Raw genomic sequence first — 18893 nt, 5'->3', positions numbered from 1 at the left:
CAGAGAATGTCACCATGAGCAATAATTACTTTTCCCAACAAGATCTCAAGCAGCTATTTCCTTTTGGCGACATTCTGGATTTAGAAGCTTCGGGGACTCAATCGTTAGAAGCTTGGTTTTTGGGGCATAATGCCGAAAATTTGGCTGAATTTGAAGGTCTAATTCTAGAAGCAGTTAGAGATCAGGCATTTTGGCGCAGAAATTTTTATCCAGGCGATCCGACACAAATAGACGAACAAGTAAAACGACAGCCTGAATATATTCAAACCATAGACACCCTCAAAGAAAGTTATCGATCGCTCCTGGCATTTTTAAAAAAATCAGTCCCCTTTTTTAGTATGCGCTATCAAGGGCATATGAACTGGGAGGTAACTATGCCCGCGATGTTGGGTTATTTTGCAGCCATGCTGTATAACCCCAATAATGTGGCATTTGAAGCATCTACCGCCACCACTATTTTAGAAATGTTAGTCGGAGACGATATCTGCAAAATGCTCGGCTATACTATGCCTGATTGGGCAGAAATAGAACGAGGTGCCTTGCGTCCTTGGGGACATCTTACCTGTGGTGGTACGGTAGCTAATATAGAGGCAATTTGGTCGGCACGCAATCTCAAGTTTTATCCTCTCGCACTTCAAGCCGTATTGAAAAACGAACCCGAATTTATCACGGCTAAATATATTGAAGTACCTCTGGTAACGGGAAAAAGCCAGATGTTGATTGAATTAGATACTTGGTCGTTACTTAACCTCAAAGGTGATGAGATCCTAGCACTGCCAACCCGCTTGCAAACAGAATATCAAATCGAAGCAGAAGCAGTTAGTCAGGCGATCGCGAAATATTCCCTACAAAATCTGGGCATTCAAGAATTTTCTCGTCGTTTTTTGGCGAATGTGACCCATTCCCCTGTTTTAATCGTTCCTGGGACAAAACACTACTCTTTTGCTAAGACTACGGCATTACTAGGTATCGGCTCGTCTAACATCATTGATGTTCCTGTAGATAAAGATGCTCGTATGGATGCCCAGCAGCTAGATTTGATTTTGCAAGATTGTTTGGCAAAAAAACAACCTGTATATACTGTAGTGGCGGTTATGGGCAGCACCGAAGAAAGTGCCGTCGATCCTTTAGAAGAAATTTTAGCATTGCGGTCAAAATATCGGGAATTGGGTTTAGAATTTACGGTTCATGGAGATGCTGCTTGGGGTGGTTACTTCGCTTCTCTGCTGCGGGAAGACGAACCAGGTACGGTAACAATAAATCCTCCTAGCAAGACCAGTTATGCGATCGCCATGAGCAAATACGTAACTCGGCAATTTGAAGTTTTGGGTCAAGCCGACTCCATCACCGTTGACCCTCACAAATCTGGCTATATTCCCTATCCTGCGGGGGCATTATGCTATCGTAATTCCGCAATGCGAAATCTAGTCACCTTTGCTGCACCAGTAGTGTTTCACGGTGGTACAGAACCCTCCATCGGCATTTATGGGATAGAAGGCTCAAAACCAGGTGCTGCTGCTGCTGCGGTCTATCTCAGCCACAAAGTAATTCGTCCCACCAAAAGTGGCTATGGCAAAATTCACGGACACGCTTTATTTAGCTGTAAAAAACTCTACGCCAGATTGATCTCCATGGCGCGTCCTAAAGACTGGTTTATCGTCGTTCCCGTACCAAGATTGCCCGCAGAAATCAATGGTGGGGATATTCAAAAACAGCTTGGCTTTATTCGCGATCGCATTGATGGCAAAACTAACGAAGAACTCTTCGCCGACTCCGAGGCAATGAACTTCCTAGCAGAACTCGGTCCCGATCAAAATATTCTTACCTATGCTTTTAACTTCCGCAAACCCAACGGTTTCTTAAATACCAATTTGGCTCTAGCCAACCGACTTAATAAAGCAATCTACGATATGCTCAGTATCAATCTTGGGGATGATATTTATGGTTATAGTCTAATTGTCAGCACTACCGATTTTACCAAAGCTGATTATGGTGAAGAATTTATTGAAAACTATAAGCAACGTTTGGGAGTTGGTGGATCTCCTGGAGATACAATTACCGTCTTGCGTTCTACCGTAATGAATCCCTGGCTAACAGAGACAGCCAAAGGCTCGTTCCTCAATGTCATCGAACAAGAATTGCGTCAAGTAGTAGCCAAAGCCTTATTCCGAGATTCTTTATTACAAATTTTTGAAGAATTTGATGTCAACCAAGATGGCGTACTAGAAATTGATGAAATTAAAACCAAATTCCAAGAATGGGGTTATGACGATCGAGAAATCGAAAACTTCTGGAAAATGAGCGATATCAACCGCGATAATAGTATTTCTGTCCCTGAATTTCTCAATAGTTTTTCCCAATTTGTTGTTCTATCTTCCCGCGGGAAAAAATCTTAAGCAAAGTTGGGAGTTGTAATTTTGAAACCACTTTTGCAATGTTAATTCAGCAAAATTAGATAATGTCTCAAAATTTTTACAATTGTATATTAACTGCTTATTGTTTGCCATCAATTTGGTATTATTCTTGTATCAAAACAAGTTTTTTAAAAAACTATCTCAACAGCGACAGGAAATATCAGAATAATGTCTTATAGATTAATTACTCCCCAAGATATATTAAACAAAGCTTTATTAGAGGCACGAAAACAATTAAGCAGCTTCATTTCCGACCCTAATTTTAACGATAGGATCGATTTGGCGTTTGGTTTGTCTGACCCACAGCAAAGCAATAATGCTAGGGAAATTATCGGTCAGTGGTTGGCGGGAGAAAATATCTTACCAGGAATAGAAATTATCTCCAGTAGTTCGATTAATGGTGCATTGGGTGCATATTCTGCCGACAACAATACTATTTATCTGTCCCAAGAATTTTTGAGTCAAAACCAAAACAATCGCGATCGAGTTACCAGTGTAATCTTAGAAGAACTAGGACACGCATTTTCCCAGCAACTAAATCCTGAAGATGTACCAGGAGACGAAGGGGCAATTTTTAGCTTGCTAGTTAGAAATGAGAATATATCCTCTGAAACTTTGACACGGTTGCAAACAGAAGATGATACGGTTACTGTTAACCTTAACGATCGCAACATTCAAATCGAACAAGCAGAAGCAGGAATAAACCCTGCTTTCGATTTAATTGGGCTAACAGATTTACGCAACGATCCCAATTTTGCCGACATTGACGGTACGGGTTTTGATGTCGTTGTTATCGATACTGGTTTAGATCGCACCCATCCTTTACTAGATGATAATTATAGATTTGGATTCGATTATATAGACGGCGATGACAATCCTAACGATCTCAACGATCATGGAACTCATGTATCGGGTACGATTGGAGCGGAAGACGAAAATATTGGAGTTGCTCCTGACGTTGGTTTAATTGGGCTAAGGGCGGGTGATGCTAATGGAGCATTTTCTGTCGGAGCGGTTATCAATGCCTTAGAGTGGGTATTAAATGAGGTAAATAATCCCGACTCAGAATTTAATATCGCCTCCGTTAATTTGTCTTTTGGAGGTAACGAGTTTTTTACCGCACCCAATCAACCTAACTCGCTCGTCGATGTCGAACGCCGTCGTCTAATTCAAGATATAGAAGCAGCAGGAGTAGTGGTAGTTGCAGCAGCAGGGAACGACTATATTGGCAAGACAGACAGTGAAGGAAATCTTTTTGATGTCGGAGGAAACTTACTCGACCCCAATCAAGAGCCAAACGTAAGTGCGCCAGCAATTTATAGCACGATATCCGTGGGAGCGGTTTGGCAAAATAATATCGATCCTGTTAATTTTTATAGCAATTTCCAAGTTCCAGGGGCAGATAGAATTGCTATTTTTAGCCAACGTCTTAATGTAGATAATTTTTTGTTTGCTCCTGGAGCTTATATTACCAGCACTGTACCTCAAAAACCCAATGGTGAATTATTAAACACCTCTGCGGGTACTAGTCAAGCATCTCCTCATGTTGCAGGGGCGGTAGCTTTATTACAGGAGATCGCTGCTGGTTTTGGCGTTCGACTTAGTTCCGCACAAGTAAGGGATTATCTAATTAATAACGCAGATATCATCGCCGATGGAGATGACGAAGAAGATGGTGTTATCAACACTAATGTATCCTATCCTCGAATTAACATACATAATTCGGCGATCGCTTTAAGGGAAGATTTGGAAAATGCTAATTTCACCCCCGCTCCTCCTACAGACCCCAATAATGCTCCCAATGATATTATCGATGGTGCGATCGACGTAACTTTAGGCAACGATCGAGAACCCCTAATATTTCCTGGGGTATTAGGAACAGATCGCAACGAGCCAGTAGCTTCGGCGGATGTAGATTTATATCGTCTTATCCTCCCCGATAATGGCACGCTCAATATTGATATTGATACTCCTTTTGCTGATTTTCCTGACTCTTATATCAGGCTTTTTAATGAGAATGGCGAAGAATTGTTTTTCACTACCAACAACGAGCTTGTAGCTAGCGATGACGACCTCGCACCAGGGGAAACAAGCGCAACATTAAATTCTACTGGCGAAGCTGTTGTTCTCGATGACGAAAATATAACCAATGTAGTTGATGGTTTCTTTGATGATGATGGCAACTATCAAAAAGGAAATTACGGACATGCAACAGATAGTTATCTCAGTTTTTTAGGGGGACGAGGACAAATATATTATATTGGCGTATCAGACTTTTCCAACCAGCAATATAACCCCCTCATCCTTGATAACCGTCCTGCACCTTTATCCACTGATGGCGGTTCTTACGAGCTAATTGCTACTTTTCTCAACGAGGATGTTGATGGCAGTATTGATAGCTTAATAACCAGCCCTGCTTTACCGACAGATAGCTTGACAGGTTTCATCGGTAATGATGGCGCAACAGCAGTAGGAGATAAAGATGTTGATTTTTATCGTGTCAATTCTCTCACCCCAGGAATTTTAGAAATTGATATCGATTCTGTGTCAGAAGCATCTATTATCGATCCTGTAGATTCGGTAATAGTATTATTTGACGAGCAGGGCAATCAAATAAGCCTCAATGACGATACCGATACTACAGATTCTAGACTGCGTTTTCAAGTAGAGGCAAACACAAATTATTATGCTGGGATAACTGGGTTTGGCAATCAAGACTTCAATCCCCTAGCATCAGGTAGTGGTTCGGGAGGAGATACGGGAGAATATGTTCTCAACAGCCGTTTGTTGCCTTTAGATACAGTATCGAGTATTAGCAACAATACCATCGACAGCGATTTGGTCCGCAATGTAGCTTTAGGCGAGACAATTGCAGCAAACATCGGTGAGGATGATGGTTATATTGTTGGTGGTGCAGATATAGACCTTTATCGTTTTGTTCCTACCAATAATGGTACTGTTAACATTCGCGTTAGTACCAGCGAAGAATTTAGTGCGGATACGGTTTTACGTTTCTTCGATCAAGATGGAAATGAGATTGCTTTCAATGATGATGAAAGTTCTTTGATTAGAGGTAGTTTTCTCGAAGTTGAAGTTCTGGCTAATACTGAATACTATATCGGAATTAACGGTTATAGTTTAGAGGCTGGTAATTACGATCCTTTCACTGGAGAAGGTGCAGCCCCAGGTAGTCAGGGAGACTATAACCTTTCTGTTGGCGATATTACTGGTACAAATTTGGATCTAATCGATGATGATTCAGAATTTTCTGTATATCGCTTTTTCCGAAACGATGTAGGAGTACATTTTTACACGGCAAATCCCGCAGAAAGAGATATTGTTGGAGAACTAGATAATTTTAGTTTTGAAGGTGTATCTTATCAGTCAGTTGACCCAGCAGCTAGTTCTTCTGAAGTAACGCCAGTTTATCGTTTTCTCAATCAAGATACTGGAGTTCATCTCTATACTACTTCGGAAACAGAAAGGGATATTGTTAGGGAATTAGATAATTTTAGTTTTGAAGGAGAAGTATTTTCTGCTTATAGTCTAGAGACTGGCACAAGTATTGAAGGAGCAATCCCTATTTTTCGATTTTTTAATACCAGTACTGGAGCGCATTTTTATACTCCCTCAGTTGCTGAAAGAGATAATGTCGAAGATAATTTACCAGATTTTCAATCGGAAGGAATTGCTTACTATGCTTTTCCCACCGACGTGGTACAAAGTTAATCGGATGTCATGGAAATTATGCTACTCCGAGCTGTTGTTTTCTTATCTATAGATAGTAAAACCAGAGCTTACACTCTATTCTCTCGATGTAAGCTCTGGAAATGTTCGAGAAGTATCTTTTAATATAGTAGGTGTTAGTGATAACCGAAGCATCAGTCATTTGACTTAACTAAATCAGTCAAATTGGATGAAAATCGGCTATATGACTTAGATTATGTTTGTAATTCAAACAATCATAAAGCGATCGCTTTTGAAAAAGCTGCCTCAATAGCTCAAAATTAATATAAGTAACAAGTAACTAAAAAAAGATCAATATCTATGTTTGATGCTTTAGCCGACAAGTTAGATGATGCGTGGAAAAAACTGCGCGGTCAAGACAAAATATCCAAAGCTAATATTCAAGACACTCTCAAAGAAGTACGTCGCGCTCTTCTATCGGCGGATGTCAATCTTCAGGTAGTCAAAGCCTTCATTGCTGATGTAGAAAAAAAAGCCCTAGGGGAAGGGGTTATTTCTGGGGTTAACCCAGGACAACAGTTTATCAAAATTGTTTACGACGAACTCGTCAAGGTGATGGGGGAGAGCAACGTCCCTCTAGCTAATGCAAACGAGCCTCCTACCGTGATTTTGATGGCGGGTTTGCAGGGTACGGGGAAAACTACTGCTACTGCTAAATTAGCTCTGTATCTACGCAAACAAGAACGCTCTTGTTTAATGGTGGGAACGGACATATATCGCCCCGCTGCCATCGATCAGTTGTTAACTTTAGGCAATCAGATCGACGTTCCTGTCTTTGAAATGGGAACAGATGCCGATCCTGTAGAAATAGCCAGACAGGGTATTGCCAAAGCCAAAGAGCTTGGTGTTGATACGGTTATTGTGGATACTGCTGGGCGACTCCAGATCGATGATGACATGATGGGGGAATTATCTCGCATCAAAGATACGATCGAGCCAGACGATACCCTCTTGGTAGTAGATGCCATGACGGGTCAAGAAGCAGCCAATTTGACTTATGCTTTCCACGAACAAATTGGCATTACAGGGGCGATTTTAACTAAATTGGATGGAGATAGTCGTGGTGGTGCAGCCCTCTCTGTCAGGCAAATATCGGGGCAACCAATTAAATTTGTCGGAGTAGGAGAAAAAGTCGAGGCTTTAGAACCTTTTTATCCCGATCGCTTAGCATCTCGTATCCTGAATATGGGAGATGTTCTAACTTTAGTTGAAAAAGCTCAAGAAGAATTTGATTTGGCTGATGTCGAAAAGATGCAGTCGAAGATTATGGAGGCAAAGTTTGATTTTAATGATTTTATCAAACAAATGCGCCTACTCAAAAATATGGGATCTTTAGGAGGAGTCCTCAAATTAATCCCTGGTATGGGTAAAATTAGCGGTGCAGATTTAGCCAAGGGAGAAACTCAGCTAAAACGTACCGAGTCAATGATCAACTCCATGACCAAAGCCGAGAAAGCCGACCCCGATTTATTAGCACAATCTCCCAGTCGCCGTCGTCGAGTAGCTAAAGGTTCGGGTTTTGAAGAAAAAGATATATCCAAACTAGTCAAAGACTTTACCAAAATGCGTTCCATGATGCAGAATATGGGACAAGGAATGCCTGGAATGGGCATGCCTGGTATGGGAATGCCTGGTATGGGTGGTGGTATGCCTGGAATGGGCATGCCTGGTATGGGAATGCCTGGTATGGCTCAAGGTAGAAGGAAAAAGAAGAAAAAGAAGAAAAAAGGCTTTGGTTCGTTGTAGGATAATAGATTGTCTAAAGCAACCTATAGGTAAAACTAGATAGATAGATTACAATCGAAAAGGACAAATTGAAATAACCAATGATTAAATTACGTTTAAAACGCTTCGGCAAAAAGAGAGAAGTCAGCTACCGTATTGTAGCGATCGAAAGTAAGACTCGCAGAGATGGTCGTCCTATTGAAGAATTAGGTTTCTACAATCCCAGAACAGACGAAACTAGACTAGACGTACCAGCTATTGTTAAAAGGCTACAACAAGGCGCGCAGCCCAGCCAAACTGTAAGAAGTATTCTTAACAAAGCTCAAGTTTTTGAACAAGTAAATGCCAAATAAGACCCAATTGTCTGGCGATCAAGTAGCGGACAGACCCAATTATGAAGAGTTAGTACGCTTCTTGATCGAACCTTTTTTGAACGATCCTCAATCCCTATGCGTGCATTCTGAAGTTAATCAGAATCAGAATAAAATTTGGTTGCGAGTTGCTTTTGACAAAAGCGATCGCGGTAAAGTGTTTGGTCGTGGTGGTCGCAATATTCAAGCTATCCGCACCGCCATTCAGACCGCAGCAATATCCCACAATGAATCGGTTTTCCTTGATATCTACAGCGATGAACCCCCTAAATCTGATGATGGCGATCGCCGTGGTAGATCTTCGGGAAATTCAGGAAATTCTCAAAGAAGAAAAAGCCCTGCCAAACCCGCACCAAAAATAGCCAAAAAGTGAACGTCTTCCCCAGAGGCGATCAAAATTAGCTAGTTGAATTAGCTGTTAGCTGCGAGCTAATAGCTATTAGCCATTGGTGAAAGTTAAGCTTAAAAGCCAGTTGTCAATATCAAGAGGAAAAGGAGATAAATTAAGAGGAGCTTTAGCTCGTTTCGGACGAAGACATTGGCATTGATTTAACCCAGTTTTTCAGATTAAAAGTATCATGAGATGGGGATGTGAAGCAGAAACTACAAAGCAATCGTTCTGTAATCTATAAAACATCACATCGTTTTAAGAGATAGGAGAAGCAGATTTCTGTTGTTCTTGCTGAGGTAAGTCAGGACTCAAGTTATTACTTTCTCGCACGATTAAAACCGAGCAAGGAGCATGGTGGGTTACATAGTTACTGACGCTACCCAGAAACATTTCTTTAACACCCGTCAATCCCCTACTACCGATTAAAATTAAATCCGCAGACCAATCATCAGCAGTTTTGCAAATATTATGCCCAGGATTGCCGAAGTCTTGACTATATTCAGCTTCAACTCCTGCGGTTTTAGCTTCTTCTGTCAGCGATCGCAATGTATCTAATCCTTTTTGTTTGAATTTCTCCCACTGCTGCTGATAAATTGTGACCAGGGATTCGTCCATTAAATCGTACTCGTAACCAGAATAAATAAAAGGATTAGGATAATTGTCTTTATCAGAAGAAATGATGTTTAACAGCATTAATTTTCCTCCAGTGATTTGTGCCAGAGACAAAGCCCTGTTGTAGATAGTTTTATCTTCATCAGTGATATCTATTGCCACTAAAATTTTGTTTAACATAATTGTTCTCTTGGAAATTAAGTAAGCCGATTCATAATTCGGTTGTCTATGTCTTTTTTTATAAAGAAACAATTTGAGGAAATTGTGACAAGGCAGATTCTCGTAAACTTCCTGTTTTTATTTTGAAGATCGCACAAACTCGATCGCAAATCTAATAACTTGTTTTAATTACTGGTTTGGATTGCTAATTCTATTGCTGCTTTCATACTGCTAGCATTGGCAATACCTTGTCCTGCAATGTCGAAAGCCGTTCCGTGGTCTGGAGAAGTACGAATAAAAGGCAGTCCAATCGTGGTATTTATGGCGCGATCAAATGCCATCAACTTAACGGGTATCAATCCCTGGTCGTGATACAAAGCCAAATACGCATCAGCAGTGGTGGGTGGGGTTTGATAGTTACCATACCAAGCTATTCCTGGGTTGACCCACATTGTATCGGGGGGAATTAGTCCAGTTAGTTTGGCTTGAGGATAATTAGCTTTGGCTTGCTCCAGCCAATTTAACATCCAATCTTGTTCTTCTGTGCCTAGTTGTCCCGCTTCTCCACTATGAGGATTTAAACCCGCGATCGCAATATGAGGCTCGGTAATACCAAAATTTTCCGCCAAGCATTCAATTAACAAATCTAACTTCAAAGACATCAACTCTGGTGTCAAAGTTCGAGCAACATCTTTTAAAGGAATATGGGTAGTGGCGAGCAAGCTACGCAAAATCCAGCCTGTATGGGGAGATTCTCCCACAAACATCATCCCGAATCGATCTACTCCCGCCCTTAGTGCTAAGACTTCTGTTTGACCAGGGTATTCGTGTCCTGCTGCTTTCCACAATGATTTGGCAATGGGTGCGGTGATAATCCCCTGAAACTTCTCTTCTAGGGTTAAAGCGATCGCTTTTTCTAAACAAGCAAAACTAAAGCTGCCACTAATTCTATCTCCTTGTCCTAAAACTACTTCTCCTTCAATGGGAATATCTAACACATTTATCGTTCTCGGATTGATTAAATTCTCTTCGGTTAGTTGAGTTTGTTGCAATAGATGTTCGTAAGTAAATTGCAACAGTTGGCGGTTGCCAACTACCGTAATTTGACACTTTTGGGCTAAAGACTTATCCGTCAAAGCCTTGAGGATAATTTCCGATCCAATTCCCGCAGGATCGCCCATGGTGATAGCTAAAGAGGGACTGCTAGACATGAAAAACTGGGTTTTAAAATAATTTCGTTATGGATGGTATGACTTGATGATTTAAAATACCTATTATTGATTATGGTTGAAAATTAGAAATTTAAACAGCTTGAGGCTTTAAATAGAACTAATCTCATCTTATTAAAAAAATATCTAGTAAAAAAACGGGAGAAAAAAACATGAGTGCAGAAAGTATGTTGTTCAATGGAGCAATTCTATGTATTACTTTGATTCTGGGCGGACTTAGCCTTGGCTTTCTAATTCTCAAAATTCAAGGTGGAGAACCTGAGTAAGCAGTTATCAATTATCAGTTATCAGAAAATTGATTATTGTTAGTTGATTATGGATCGAGCGATCGCTTTTTTAGGGCGATCGCTTTTTTATGTAGTAAGGTGAAATTAATTTCATAAATTTGGTTTTTGATAAAAATAATGAAAATAGCAATCACAGGTGCAACAGGACTAGTTGGAAATCGTTTAGTAGAAAAATTGAATCAAGAAGGACACCAAATATTAGTTTTTACTCGTAACCCCAACAAAGCACAAAAGATTTTTCCCGCTTCCTTATACTCCAATCTCGAAATAGTTCAATATACTCCCCAAGAGTCGGGAGAATGGCAAAAAAGCGTTTCTGGATGTGATGGAGTAGTAAATCTTGCAGGAGAGCCAATCGCGGAAAGATGGAGTCCTCAACAGAAAACAGCCATCATGGAAAGTCGCCAAATAGGGACGAGAAAACTAGTAGAAGCGATCGCCATGGCAGAATCAAAGCCCAAAGTATTTGTTAGTGGTTCGGCAGTCGGCTACTATGGCACTAGCGAAACCAACGTCTTTCGAGAAAATAGCAAGCCTGGTAATGATTTTCTCGCTCAAGTCTGCCAAAACTGGGAAGCAGAAGCCCAAAAAGTTACCGACTCGGGAGTAAGATTAGTTATTCTGCGCATTGGTATTGTGTTAGCTAACGGTGGCGCATTGGGTAAAATGTTAGGCCCATTCAAAATGTTTGCAGGAGGGCCAATTGGTAGCGGCAAACAGTGGTTTTCTTGGATACACCGCGATGATTTAGTCAATTTGATTTATCGAGGGTTACAAGATTATAATATTTCTGGAGTCTATAATGCTACTGCTCCCCATCCCGTACGTATGGAAACATTATGTAAAACTTTGGGAAATGTCATGAATCGTCCTTCTTGGTTGCCAGTTCCCGATTTTGTCTTAGAAATTTTATTGGGCGACGGTGCGGTAGTTGTTTTGGAAGGACAACAAGTATTGCCTGAAAACACTAAAGGAATTGGCTTCGATTATCAGTATGCCGAACTTCATACAGCATTAGAAGATATTGTTAATTAAGTTTTTGGATAAGTTTTTGGAGCTTAATTATTCACAGCCCCCAAAATTTTCAACGTCTCAATAGTAGATTCCGTCAACCCACTAACATTATTAAGATTCATATTTTCATAAGGATTTTTTCCTCTTAAAGTCTTGAGGCATTGACCAGTTTCAAGATTCCAAATCCTGATTGTTTCATCTTCACTACTACTAGCCAAAGAAAGATTGTCAGAACTAAAGGCTATGGAATTAATTAAAGCTGTATGACCTGACAAAGTTTTTAAACATTTTCCAGTACTAACCTGCCATAGCCTAATATTATGCTCTCCATTAAAGCTTGCTATGATCTGACCATCAACACTAAACGCAACTAGTTGAGAATATCCTATGTTCTCTCTGATAGTGTTGATACATCTGGCTGTTTTTAAATTCCAAATCTTTATGGTTTGGTCTGAGCTAGTACTAGCCAAAGTATTATTGTCAGGACTAAATGCCACTGAGATAACCCAGCTTGCATGGTCTTCTAAAGTTTCGAGACATTTGCCAGTGGATACATCCCATAATTTCACGGTCTTATCAAAAGAAGCACTAGCCAAGATTTTGCCGTTGTTGCTAAAAGCAATTGACCAGATTTCAGCTTGGTGTCCTTGCAATGTTTTTAACATCTGAGTAGTTTTTACGTCCCACAATTTGATTGTTCGATCGTCACTGCCACTTGCCAAAATTCGATCGTCCGCACCAAATGCCACTGATTTTACAGCAGCTTCATGTCCGTAAAATGTCTTGATTGGTTTTCCAGTGCTAGCATTCCATAACTTTATGGTTTTGTCCCCGCTACCGCTTGCCAAGACATTATATTTCTGACTAAATGCTATAGAAAAAACCCAGTTAGCGTGTCCGCGTAAAGTTTTTACAACTCTTTCTGTTTCAATATCCCACAGTCTTATTTGTCGATCTTGTCTTCCACTAATCAAACTTTTGCCATCAGGGCTAAAAACTACAGAAAGATCCTGATTGCTATATCCTTGCCAGGTTTTAATACATTGATAGGTGTTAACATTCCATAGTTTTACCGACTGATCATAACTGCCGCTGGCTAATATATCGCCTGAGGAATCAAAAGCAAGAGAATTAACTATATTGGAATGATCCTGAAAAACTTTGAGACATTCCCCTGTATTTATATCCCACAATCTGACTTTGTGACCCATGCTACTGCTGGCAAGTAGATTACCTTGAGGAGCAAAAATTACGGACATAACTATATTATAGTGACCTTCAAGCAGATCTAGACATCCACCTGTCTCCAAGTTCCACAATCTAATAGTACGGTCGTTACTGCTGCTAGCAAGAATTTGACCATTAGGACTTAGGCTAACAGAACGCACTCCATCTTCATGACCTTTAAATGTTCTTTTACACTCACCTGTTTCAATATTCCAAAGTTTAATAGTGGTATCGTGACTTCCACTTAGTAACTCTTTTCCATCTAAACTAAAGACAACAGAAAGTACATAATCAGTATGTTCTTGAAAAACTTTAATACATTTGCCTGTAGCAACGTCCCATAATCTTGCTTTATTATCGTCACAGCCAGTAGCCAAAGTTTTGCCGTCTGGACTAAAAGCGACCGACCAAACTTCGTGTTCGTGTTCTTCTAAACTATGTAGGCATTGACCTGTATTGACATCCCAAAGTTTTGCCGTACAGTCGCAACTTCCACTAGCTAAAGTTTTGCCGTCTGGACTAAAGTCTAAAGAAACCACCCAGCCACTGTGTCCTGTAAAATGACGAATTGGTTGACCATCGGATACTCGTCGCAAGATAATATCGCCTTTGGTATCTCCCGCAGCTAGATATTGTCCGTCGGGACTAAAAGCAACCGACCAAATACCGCCAAAATTTTCGGCAAAAACCGATTTAGATAAATCTGCATTTTGAAAATTGACATTATGTAATTTTACTTGACGCAGATCTGCTTGCCAAACGCACAAGTTAGAAAAGTCAGATTTAGTCAAGTCAGTTTTCATCTGACACAGCAAATTGATAATATTTCCTGCGGCATATCCTTTCTTTAAAGGAGATGTTTGTTGGAGAGTTGACAAGATTTGATTGAGACAGTTTGCTATATCTGATTTGCTATTAAAAAAAGTTAAGAGTTCATCGATCGCAGGCTGAAGAATAAGTCGATGTTGATTTTCTTTGATATATTCTTTTGCATTTGCTTTAATCAAGCTATGATTTTCCAGTATCTCAAATTTTTGAGAGACAATCTCTCGAAAACTTAGTTCGATCAAACGACTAGTGATATATTCCATCACCACTGGTTGTTGAGTAAAACCATTCGTATTGCTCTCAATCAGGGAGCGTCTGGACAATGATTCTAAAGCTTCTAATAATTTGACTGAGGATCTTTTAACGACAAAATCTGCTTGTAATTCCTTGATGGAAACGGGTTCACGAGAGATCGCCAACCAATACATGGTTTCTCGTTCGAGATGGGATAGTCGCTCGAATTGCTGCTCTAAGATATCTTGAATATCGCCAAATACGGCTTTTTCTTGAGCTAAAAATTCAGCAATATTGTCTTCAAAGAGATCTTTAATTGTTGTTGCTACTACTTTTAATGCTAGAGGATTTCCCCCATAGCGATCGCTCAAAATCTTCAATTCTGATTCGGGTGCATCAAGACCTTTGAGTTTAAAAATTTCTAGAATTCCTTCTTTTAATCCTTGTAATAACAGCGATCGCACTGCTAGTCTTTCTCCTTCTAAAGCCGCTATTTCTTTCGGTTTTTCCCTTGTAGTTAAGATTAAGCAACTATTATGGTTGGTCGACCCAACTCTAGTCAAAAACTCCCCATATTCTTCATATCCCTGACGATATTGTCCCGCGCGGACTTTACTATCTAAAACTGATTCGGCATTATCCAGTACAATCAGGCAACGTTTGGTGCATAAATAATCGATCAACTTTGTTATTCGTTCGCTAATTGTTTTAGGAAGATGACCTGCGGTTTCTTGTCCTGGGGATAAAAATTCAATTAAGCTCGCTAAAATTGCAGCGATGGGGGGAGCATCTCGCAGAGATTTCCAGATAATACAGTCAAATCGATCTTTGATTTGTCGAGCCAATTCCACTGATAGAGTTGTTTTGCCAATACCACCCATGCCTTGAATTGCCACCAATCGACAACGATCTTCAATTAGCCAAGTCGTTAAAGTCTCTAATTCAGTAGTACGTCCTAAAAAAAGATCTACAGATACTGCTTCTCCCCAATCTTGACGAATATCTGGATTGAATTTGGTATATTGTTGACGATTGAGTTTTAATCCAAAAGCAAAAAAAAACTTTTCTAAGGATCTCTTATCAACTTTTTCCTCGCGAGCTAAGATTCTTTTGATTGTATTGATATCTAAATTAGTTAGCTCGCTAATTCTCTCATAGGTATATCTTTCGCCAAAATTCTTGTCCCGTTCCCAACTTACTCTTGCTATTTCGAGTTCTTCTAATCCTTGAGGGGTGAGAAGAACTCCACGGTTTCTTTTTTGCTTGGGGCGGTTCATAATTAAAGAAGCTTATTGAAGTTCTCAATAGCCATGAAATGCAATGGTTTTGCTTTTGAATTGTAATTTAGACTTCATAATCAAACCAAAATTACTAAAATAACTTATTATTTAGATGAGTATTAAGTATTAAGTTGTGTAAAAGCAATACAATCCTCTTCACTATCAATTAAATTACAGGCGCGATGTGTAGCGTCTTAACAGAATATGAAATTACCTATTGTTGCTGTTATTGGTAGACCCAATGTTGGGAAATCTACCTTCGTTAATCGTTTGGCGGGAGACAAGCAAGCGATCGTTTACGACCAACCAGGAATTACTCGCGATCGCACTTACCGCCCTGCATTTTGGCAAGATCGAGATTTTCAAATTGTCGATACGGGCGGGCTCGTATTTGACGATGAAACAGAATTTTTACCCCTTATTCGTCAGCAAGCTATGGCTGCACTAGTAGAAGCTAGCGTGGCAATTTTTTTGGTAGACGGACAATTTGGCTTGACAGAAGGCGATCGCGAAATTGCTGAATGGCTTCGCCGTCAATCTGTTCCCGTGCTTTTAGCAGTGAATAAATGTGAGTCTGTCGATCTGGGAATGGCTCAAGCTGCGGAGTTTTGGGAATTGGGATTGGGCAACCCCTATGCTATTTCAGCCATACACGGTAGCGGTACGGGGGAACTACTAGATGATCTCATTACTCACCTACCCCCTGCCGATCTATTAATCGAAGATGATGAAACCAAAGTAGCTATTATTGGTCGTCCTAACGTGGGTAAATCTAGTTTGCTCAACGCCCTATTAGGGGAAAATCGTTCGATTGTCAGTCCGATTTCTGGCACGACTCGCGATGCGATCGATACCACTATACAACGGGGAGATAAAACCTATCGTCTGATCGATACTGCGGGAATTCGCCGTAAAAAGAATGTGAACTATGGTGCGGAATTCTTCAGCATTAATCGATCTTTTAAAGCAATTCGCCGTTCGGATGTGGTGTTATTTGTGATCGATGTCCTCGATGGCGTTACCGAACAAGATCTAAAACTAGCAGGAAGAATCATCGACGAAGGTAGGGCGGTTATCCTCGTCATTAATAAATGGGATGCGGTGGAGAAAGACACGGGGACAATTAACGAGTATAAAAAAGAAATTATGGCACGCCTCTACTTTATGGAATGGGCGCAAATAATTTTTGTTAGTGCTATGACTGGGCAGCGCGTATCTAAGATACTTAACATGGTAGATATTGCAGCAGAATCTCATCGCCGTCGCGTTACTACTTCTGTGATTAATGAGGTATTGGAAGAGGCTGTTAGCTGGCATTCTCCGCCAACTTCTCGTCAAGGGAAACAAGGTAGAATCTATTATGGTACTCAAGTAACTTCTCAACCCCCGACTATCGCCCTTTTTGTTAACGATCCTAAGCGTTTTAACGATAACTATCGTCGTTATATAGATCGCCAGTTTAGAGATCAATTAGGATTTACTGGAACGCCAGTAAAACTTGTTTGGCGCGGGAAGAAAATGCGCGAACTCGAACGAGGAGCGAACAAAGCTACTAAGGTTAAGTAATTTTTTCTTGAATTAAGCAGGGAGTAAATTAGCACTCCCTCTGAATCTCTTATCTTTGGTTAACTCACGAATAGCTAAATAAGCTATCTCTGACTAATCTCTATTTACTGTCAGAGTTGAAAAGTATACCCTGGTTGTTTTACAAAGTCTATTGATGTTGTTGAAGGTTGACTAATTAGTACTAAAACTATTCATTTTTTTGAACTGTTTTGCTTGTTCTTGCATTCTTTGATAAATGCGATCGCATACCAACTCGCACAGCTCAAAAGTTAAAGGATCGCTGACTTCATAATAAACACTTACTCCTTGAGGCTTGCGAGCTAAAATCCCTGCCTGAGTTAAAAGTTTCAAGTGTTTTGAAAGGTTAGCCTGTCCTAAACCTGTTGCAGCACCGATTTCGCTAACGTTTTTTGTCCCCGATTTGAGGCAAATGACAATTTGCAGCCTACTAATCTCCGAAAGAACTTTAAAATATTCTGCTACTGGAGTAAGAAACTCCATGTTATTGGATTCTTGTGGCATAGCCTATATTTGATATTCATTAATCTTGACAAAATAATTTAATTAAATTTTATCAGTAGTGACATTATATAGCTATACAGTTAATTGACTAATTAATCTTACGAGGAGCGAAGCGTAAGTTTGTTTATTAGAGCGATCGCAACTCTAGCAGAATCATCTTCAAAATAGCCTATAAATTTGCTAAACTATTATGTACATTAATGCGTACATAAGTTTATGTTTTCCTACGAAATTACTAATCCTACTGATGCTAGAAAAGGATTTTTTAAGTTACTAGAACAAGTCGCTCAAAACCATCAGGTGTATATTGTTAATCGACGAGATGGCGAAAATGTAGCTTTAATTTCCGAATCAGATTTAACCAGCCTAATCGAAACTGTATATCTTTTACGTTCTCCTGCAAATGGTAATCGTCTCTTAAATGCGATCGCAGAATCTCAAACTGGGAAGATTAAGCCTCAATCAGTCGCAGAGTTAAAGCAAGAATTAGGAATAGATGGCGAAGAAGAAACAGTCTAAAAAGAGTAAAGACGAGCCATTGCCATTGCAGCCTGTTGTTATCCATCGTGTTCCTGGTTTCAGTTCCCAATTTAAAGAAGATTTAGGCTGGTGGTTTAAACAAGATACAAAAAAAGCCTATAAAATTCTGGACTTAGTAACGGTAGTAATGCAATATCCTTTTAAGGGGATTGGTAAACCCGAACCTCTCAAGTATATGGATGGAAATATTTGGTCGAGAAGAATTGATTTAGAACATCGATTTATTTATATAGTTGGTAAAAGCCAAATAGACTTTATATTTTGTAGATTTCATTACGAATAAAGCAGCAAAAATCAAAAGCTCTCGTAACTCCATCTGAATTATATTTAATATCTTTTTTAGTTTGTAGGGTGAGCAAAATATAAATACTAGAGTAATTCAACATTTCATAAATACTTTATTACCCACCAAATTTATTTATTGTAATTGCTTAAGATCGCTATCGAGTAGTGGGTATAAGATTGCACTTTATTAATTGATTACAGTGAGTGTAATTGAATAAAGTGCGATCGCCCTACCTACAATCAATCTTCTAAAATAAGAATACGATAATTAAGAAGTATAAAATTATTATGGTTGCTTCTTCGCAAAAGTCCTATTTAACCCCAGAAGAATATCTACAGCTAGAAAGCAACAGTGACATCAAACATGAATATTTTAATGGTGAAATATTCGCTATGGCTGGTGCAACGGATAAGCTTAGACGCACCTAGTTTAGGTTATAATCAGGGAAAAAAAAGAGCGAT

The 18893-nt window shown here is 39.7% G+C and carries 14 protein-coding genes and 1 pseudogene; 11 read left to right on the top strand and 4 right to left on the bottom strand.

The window, feature by feature from the left end:
* Positions 1 to 14: 14 nt before the first annotated feature.
* From I4641_RS09365 to I4641_RS09345, 5 genes are all read left to right on the top strand, one after another.
* Positions 15 to 2396: a pyridoxal-dependent decarboxylase gene (locus I4641_RS09365; RefSeq protein ID WP_229640224.1), complete on the top strand. Its 2382-nt coding sequence runs from the start codon at positions 15 to 17 to the stop codon at positions 2394 to 2396.
* Positions 2397 to 2582: 186 nt separating this feature from the next.
* Complete coding sequence (locus I4641_RS09360; protein ID WP_229640223.1) at positions 2583 to 6143, top strand: S8 family serine peptidase; 3561 nt, start codon at positions 2583 to 2585, stop codon at positions 6141 to 6143.
* A gap of 318 nt (positions 6144 to 6461) precedes the next feature.
* Positions 6462 to 7907: a signal recognition particle protein gene (gene ffh / locus I4641_RS09355; protein ID WP_229640222.1), complete on the top strand. Its 1446-nt coding sequence runs from the start codon at positions 6462 to 6464 to the stop codon at positions 7905 to 7907.
* 80 nt (positions 7908 to 7987) lie between these two features.
* Positions 7988 to 8239, top strand: coding sequence for a 30S ribosomal protein S16 (gene rpsP / locus I4641_RS09350; RefSeq protein ID WP_229640221.1), 252 nt, complete (start codon positions 7988 to 7990; stop codon positions 8237 to 8239).
* Positions 8229 to 8630, top strand: a complete 402-nt coding sequence (locus I4641_RS09345) for a KH domain-containing protein (protein WP_229640220.1) — start codon at positions 8229 to 8231, stop codon at positions 8628 to 8630. The genes rpsP and I4641_RS09345 overlap by 11 nt, the downstream gene beginning before the upstream one ends.
* 273 nt (positions 8631 to 8903) lie before the next feature.
* Here I4641_RS09345 and I4641_RS09340 read toward each other — a convergent pair whose 3' ends face one another.
* Together I4641_RS09340 and pdxA are read right to left on the bottom strand one after the other, a co-directional pair.
* Entirely contained in the window at positions 8904 to 9440 is a 537-nt protein-coding gene (locus I4641_RS09340; RefSeq protein ID WP_229640219.1) for a universal stress protein, read from the bottom strand.
* 164 nt (positions 9441 to 9604) lie between these two features.
* On the bottom strand, positions 9605 to 10630 hold the full coding sequence (pdxA, locus tag I4641_RS09335) for a 4-hydroxythreonine-4-phosphate dehydrogenase PdxA (protein WP_229640218.1): 1026 nt from the start codon (positions 10628 to 10630) through the stop codon (positions 9605 to 9607).
* Positions 10631 to 10800: 170 nt separating this feature from the next.
* Between pdxA and petM the strand changes: the two genes are divergently transcribed.
* On the top strand, positions 10801 to 10914 hold the full coding sequence (gene petM / locus I4641_RS09330) for a cytochrome b6-f complex subunit PetM (protein ID WP_096718259.1): 114 nt from the start codon (positions 10801 to 10803) through the stop codon (positions 10912 to 10914).
* Positions 10915 to 11052: 138 nt separating this feature from the next.
* Positions 11053 to 11970 (top strand): thylakoid membrane protein ThyD, encoded by a 918-nt coding sequence (gene thyD, locus I4641_RS09325; RefSeq protein ID WP_229640217.1) that lies wholly within the window; start codon positions 11053 to 11055, stop codon positions 11968 to 11970.
* A 23-nt stretch (positions 11971 to 11993) separates the two neighbouring features.
* Here the strand turns inward: thyD and I4641_RS09320 are convergent, their stop codons facing one another.
* On the bottom strand, positions 11994 to 15515 hold the full coding sequence (locus tag I4641_RS09320) for a WD40 domain-containing protein (RefSeq protein ID WP_229640216.1): 3522 nt from the start codon (positions 15513 to 15515) through the stop codon (positions 11994 to 11996).
* A 207-nt stretch (positions 15516 to 15722) separates the two neighbouring features.
* On the opposite strand from I4641_RS09320, the gene der reads away from it, so the two are divergent.
* The gene (der, locus tag I4641_RS09315) at positions 15723 to 17084 is read left to right on the top strand and encodes a ribosome biogenesis GTPase Der (RefSeq protein WP_263858195.1); all 1362 of its coding nucleotides are present in this window, start codon (positions 15723 to 15725) and stop codon (positions 17082 to 17084) included.
* A gap of 171 nt (positions 17085 to 17255) precedes the next feature.
* Here the strand turns inward: der and I4641_RS09310 are convergent, their stop codons facing one another.
* On the bottom strand, positions 17256 to 17606 hold the full coding sequence (locus tag I4641_RS09310; RefSeq protein ID WP_229640215.1) for an ArsR/SmtB family transcription factor: 351 nt from the start codon (positions 17604 to 17606) through the stop codon (positions 17256 to 17258).
* A 216-nt stretch (positions 17607 to 17822) separates the two neighbouring features.
* Between I4641_RS09310 and I4641_RS09305 the strand changes: the two genes are divergently transcribed.
* The 3 genes and pseudogenes from I4641_RS09305 to I4641_RS09295 form a co-directional block, all read left to right on the top strand.
* Positions 17823 to 18125 carry a type II toxin-antitoxin system Phd/YefM family antitoxin gene (locus I4641_RS09305; protein WP_229640214.1) on the top strand — a complete coding sequence of 101 codons (303 nt, stop codon included), beginning with the start codon at positions 17823 to 17825 and terminating at the stop codon, positions 18123 to 18125.
* Complete coding sequence (locus I4641_RS09300) at positions 18103 to 18429, top strand: Txe/YoeB family addiction module toxin (protein WP_229640213.1); 327 nt, start codon at positions 18103 to 18105, stop codon at positions 18427 to 18429. The genes I4641_RS09305 and I4641_RS09300 overlap by 23 nt, the downstream gene beginning before the upstream one ends.
* Before the next feature lie 290 nt (positions 18430 to 18719).
* Positions 18720 to 18842 (top strand): annotated as a pseudogene (locus tag I4641_RS09295) (Uma2 family endonuclease); the annotation flags it as partial.
* Between the last annotated feature and the right edge of the window lie 51 nt (positions 18843 to 18893).

The sequence above is a fragment of the Waterburya agarophytonicola KI4 genome, from assembly GCF_020640915.1.
Classification (GTDB): Bacteria; Cyanobacteriota; Cyanobacteriia; order Cyanobacteriales; family Xenococcaceae; genus Waterburya; species Waterburya agarophytonicola.
The sequence above is the reverse complement of the archived record's forward strand: the minus strand, read 5'-3'. Positions and strand labels throughout refer to the sequence as shown.

Bases quoted from the DNA above. Each gene is read 5' to 3' on its own strand.
- I4641_RS09300 (WP_229640213.1), top strand. From the start codon at position 18,103: ATGGCGAAGAAGAAACAGTCTAAAAAGAGTAAAGACGAGCCATTGCCA.
- petM (WP_096718259.1), top strand. From the start codon at position 10,801: ATGAGTGCAGAAAGTATGTTGTTCAATGGAGCAATTCTATGTATTACT.
- ffh (WP_229640222.1), top strand. From the start codon at position 6,462: ATGTTTGATGCTTTAGCCGACAAGTTAGATGATGCGTGGAAAAAACTG.
- rpsP (WP_229640221.1), top strand. From the start codon at position 7,988: ATGATTAAATTACGTTTAAAACGCTTCGGCAAAAAGAGAGAAGTCAGC.
- I4641_RS09345 (WP_229640220.1), top strand. From the start codon at position 8,229: ATGCCAAATAAGACCCAATTGTCTGGCGATCAAGTAGCGGACAGACCC.
- I4641_RS09365 (WP_229640224.1), top strand. From the start codon at position 15: ATGAGCAATAATTACTTTTCCCAACAAGATCTCAAGCAGCTATTTCCT.
- I4641_RS09340 (WP_229640219.1), bottom strand. From the start codon at position 9,440: ATGTTAAACAAAATTTTAGTGGCAATAGATATCACTGATGAAGATAAA.
- I4641_RS09320 (WP_229640216.1), bottom strand. From the start codon at position 15,515: ATGAACCGCCCCAAGCAAAAAAGAAACCGTGGAGTTCTTCTCACCCCT.
- der (WP_263858195.1), top strand. From the start codon at position 15,723: ATGAAATTACCTATTGTTGCTGTTATTGGTAGACCCAATGTTGGGAAA.
- pdxA (WP_229640218.1), bottom strand. From the start codon at position 10,630: ATGTCTAGCAGTCCCTCTTTAGCTATCACCATGGGCGATCCTGCGGGA.
- I4641_RS09310 (WP_229640215.1), bottom strand. From the start codon at position 17,606: ATGCCACAAGAATCCAATAACATGGAGTTTCTTACTCCAGTAGCAGAA.
- I4641_RS09305 (WP_229640214.1), top strand. From the start codon at position 17,823: ATGTTTTCCTACGAAATTACTAATCCTACTGATGCTAGAAAAGGATTT.
- I4641_RS09360 (WP_229640223.1), top strand. From the start codon at position 2,583: ATGTCTTATAGATTAATTACTCCCCAAGATATATTAAACAAAGCTTTA.
- thyD (WP_229640217.1), top strand. From the start codon at position 11,053: ATGAAAATAGCAATCACAGGTGCAACAGGACTAGTTGGAAATCGTTTA.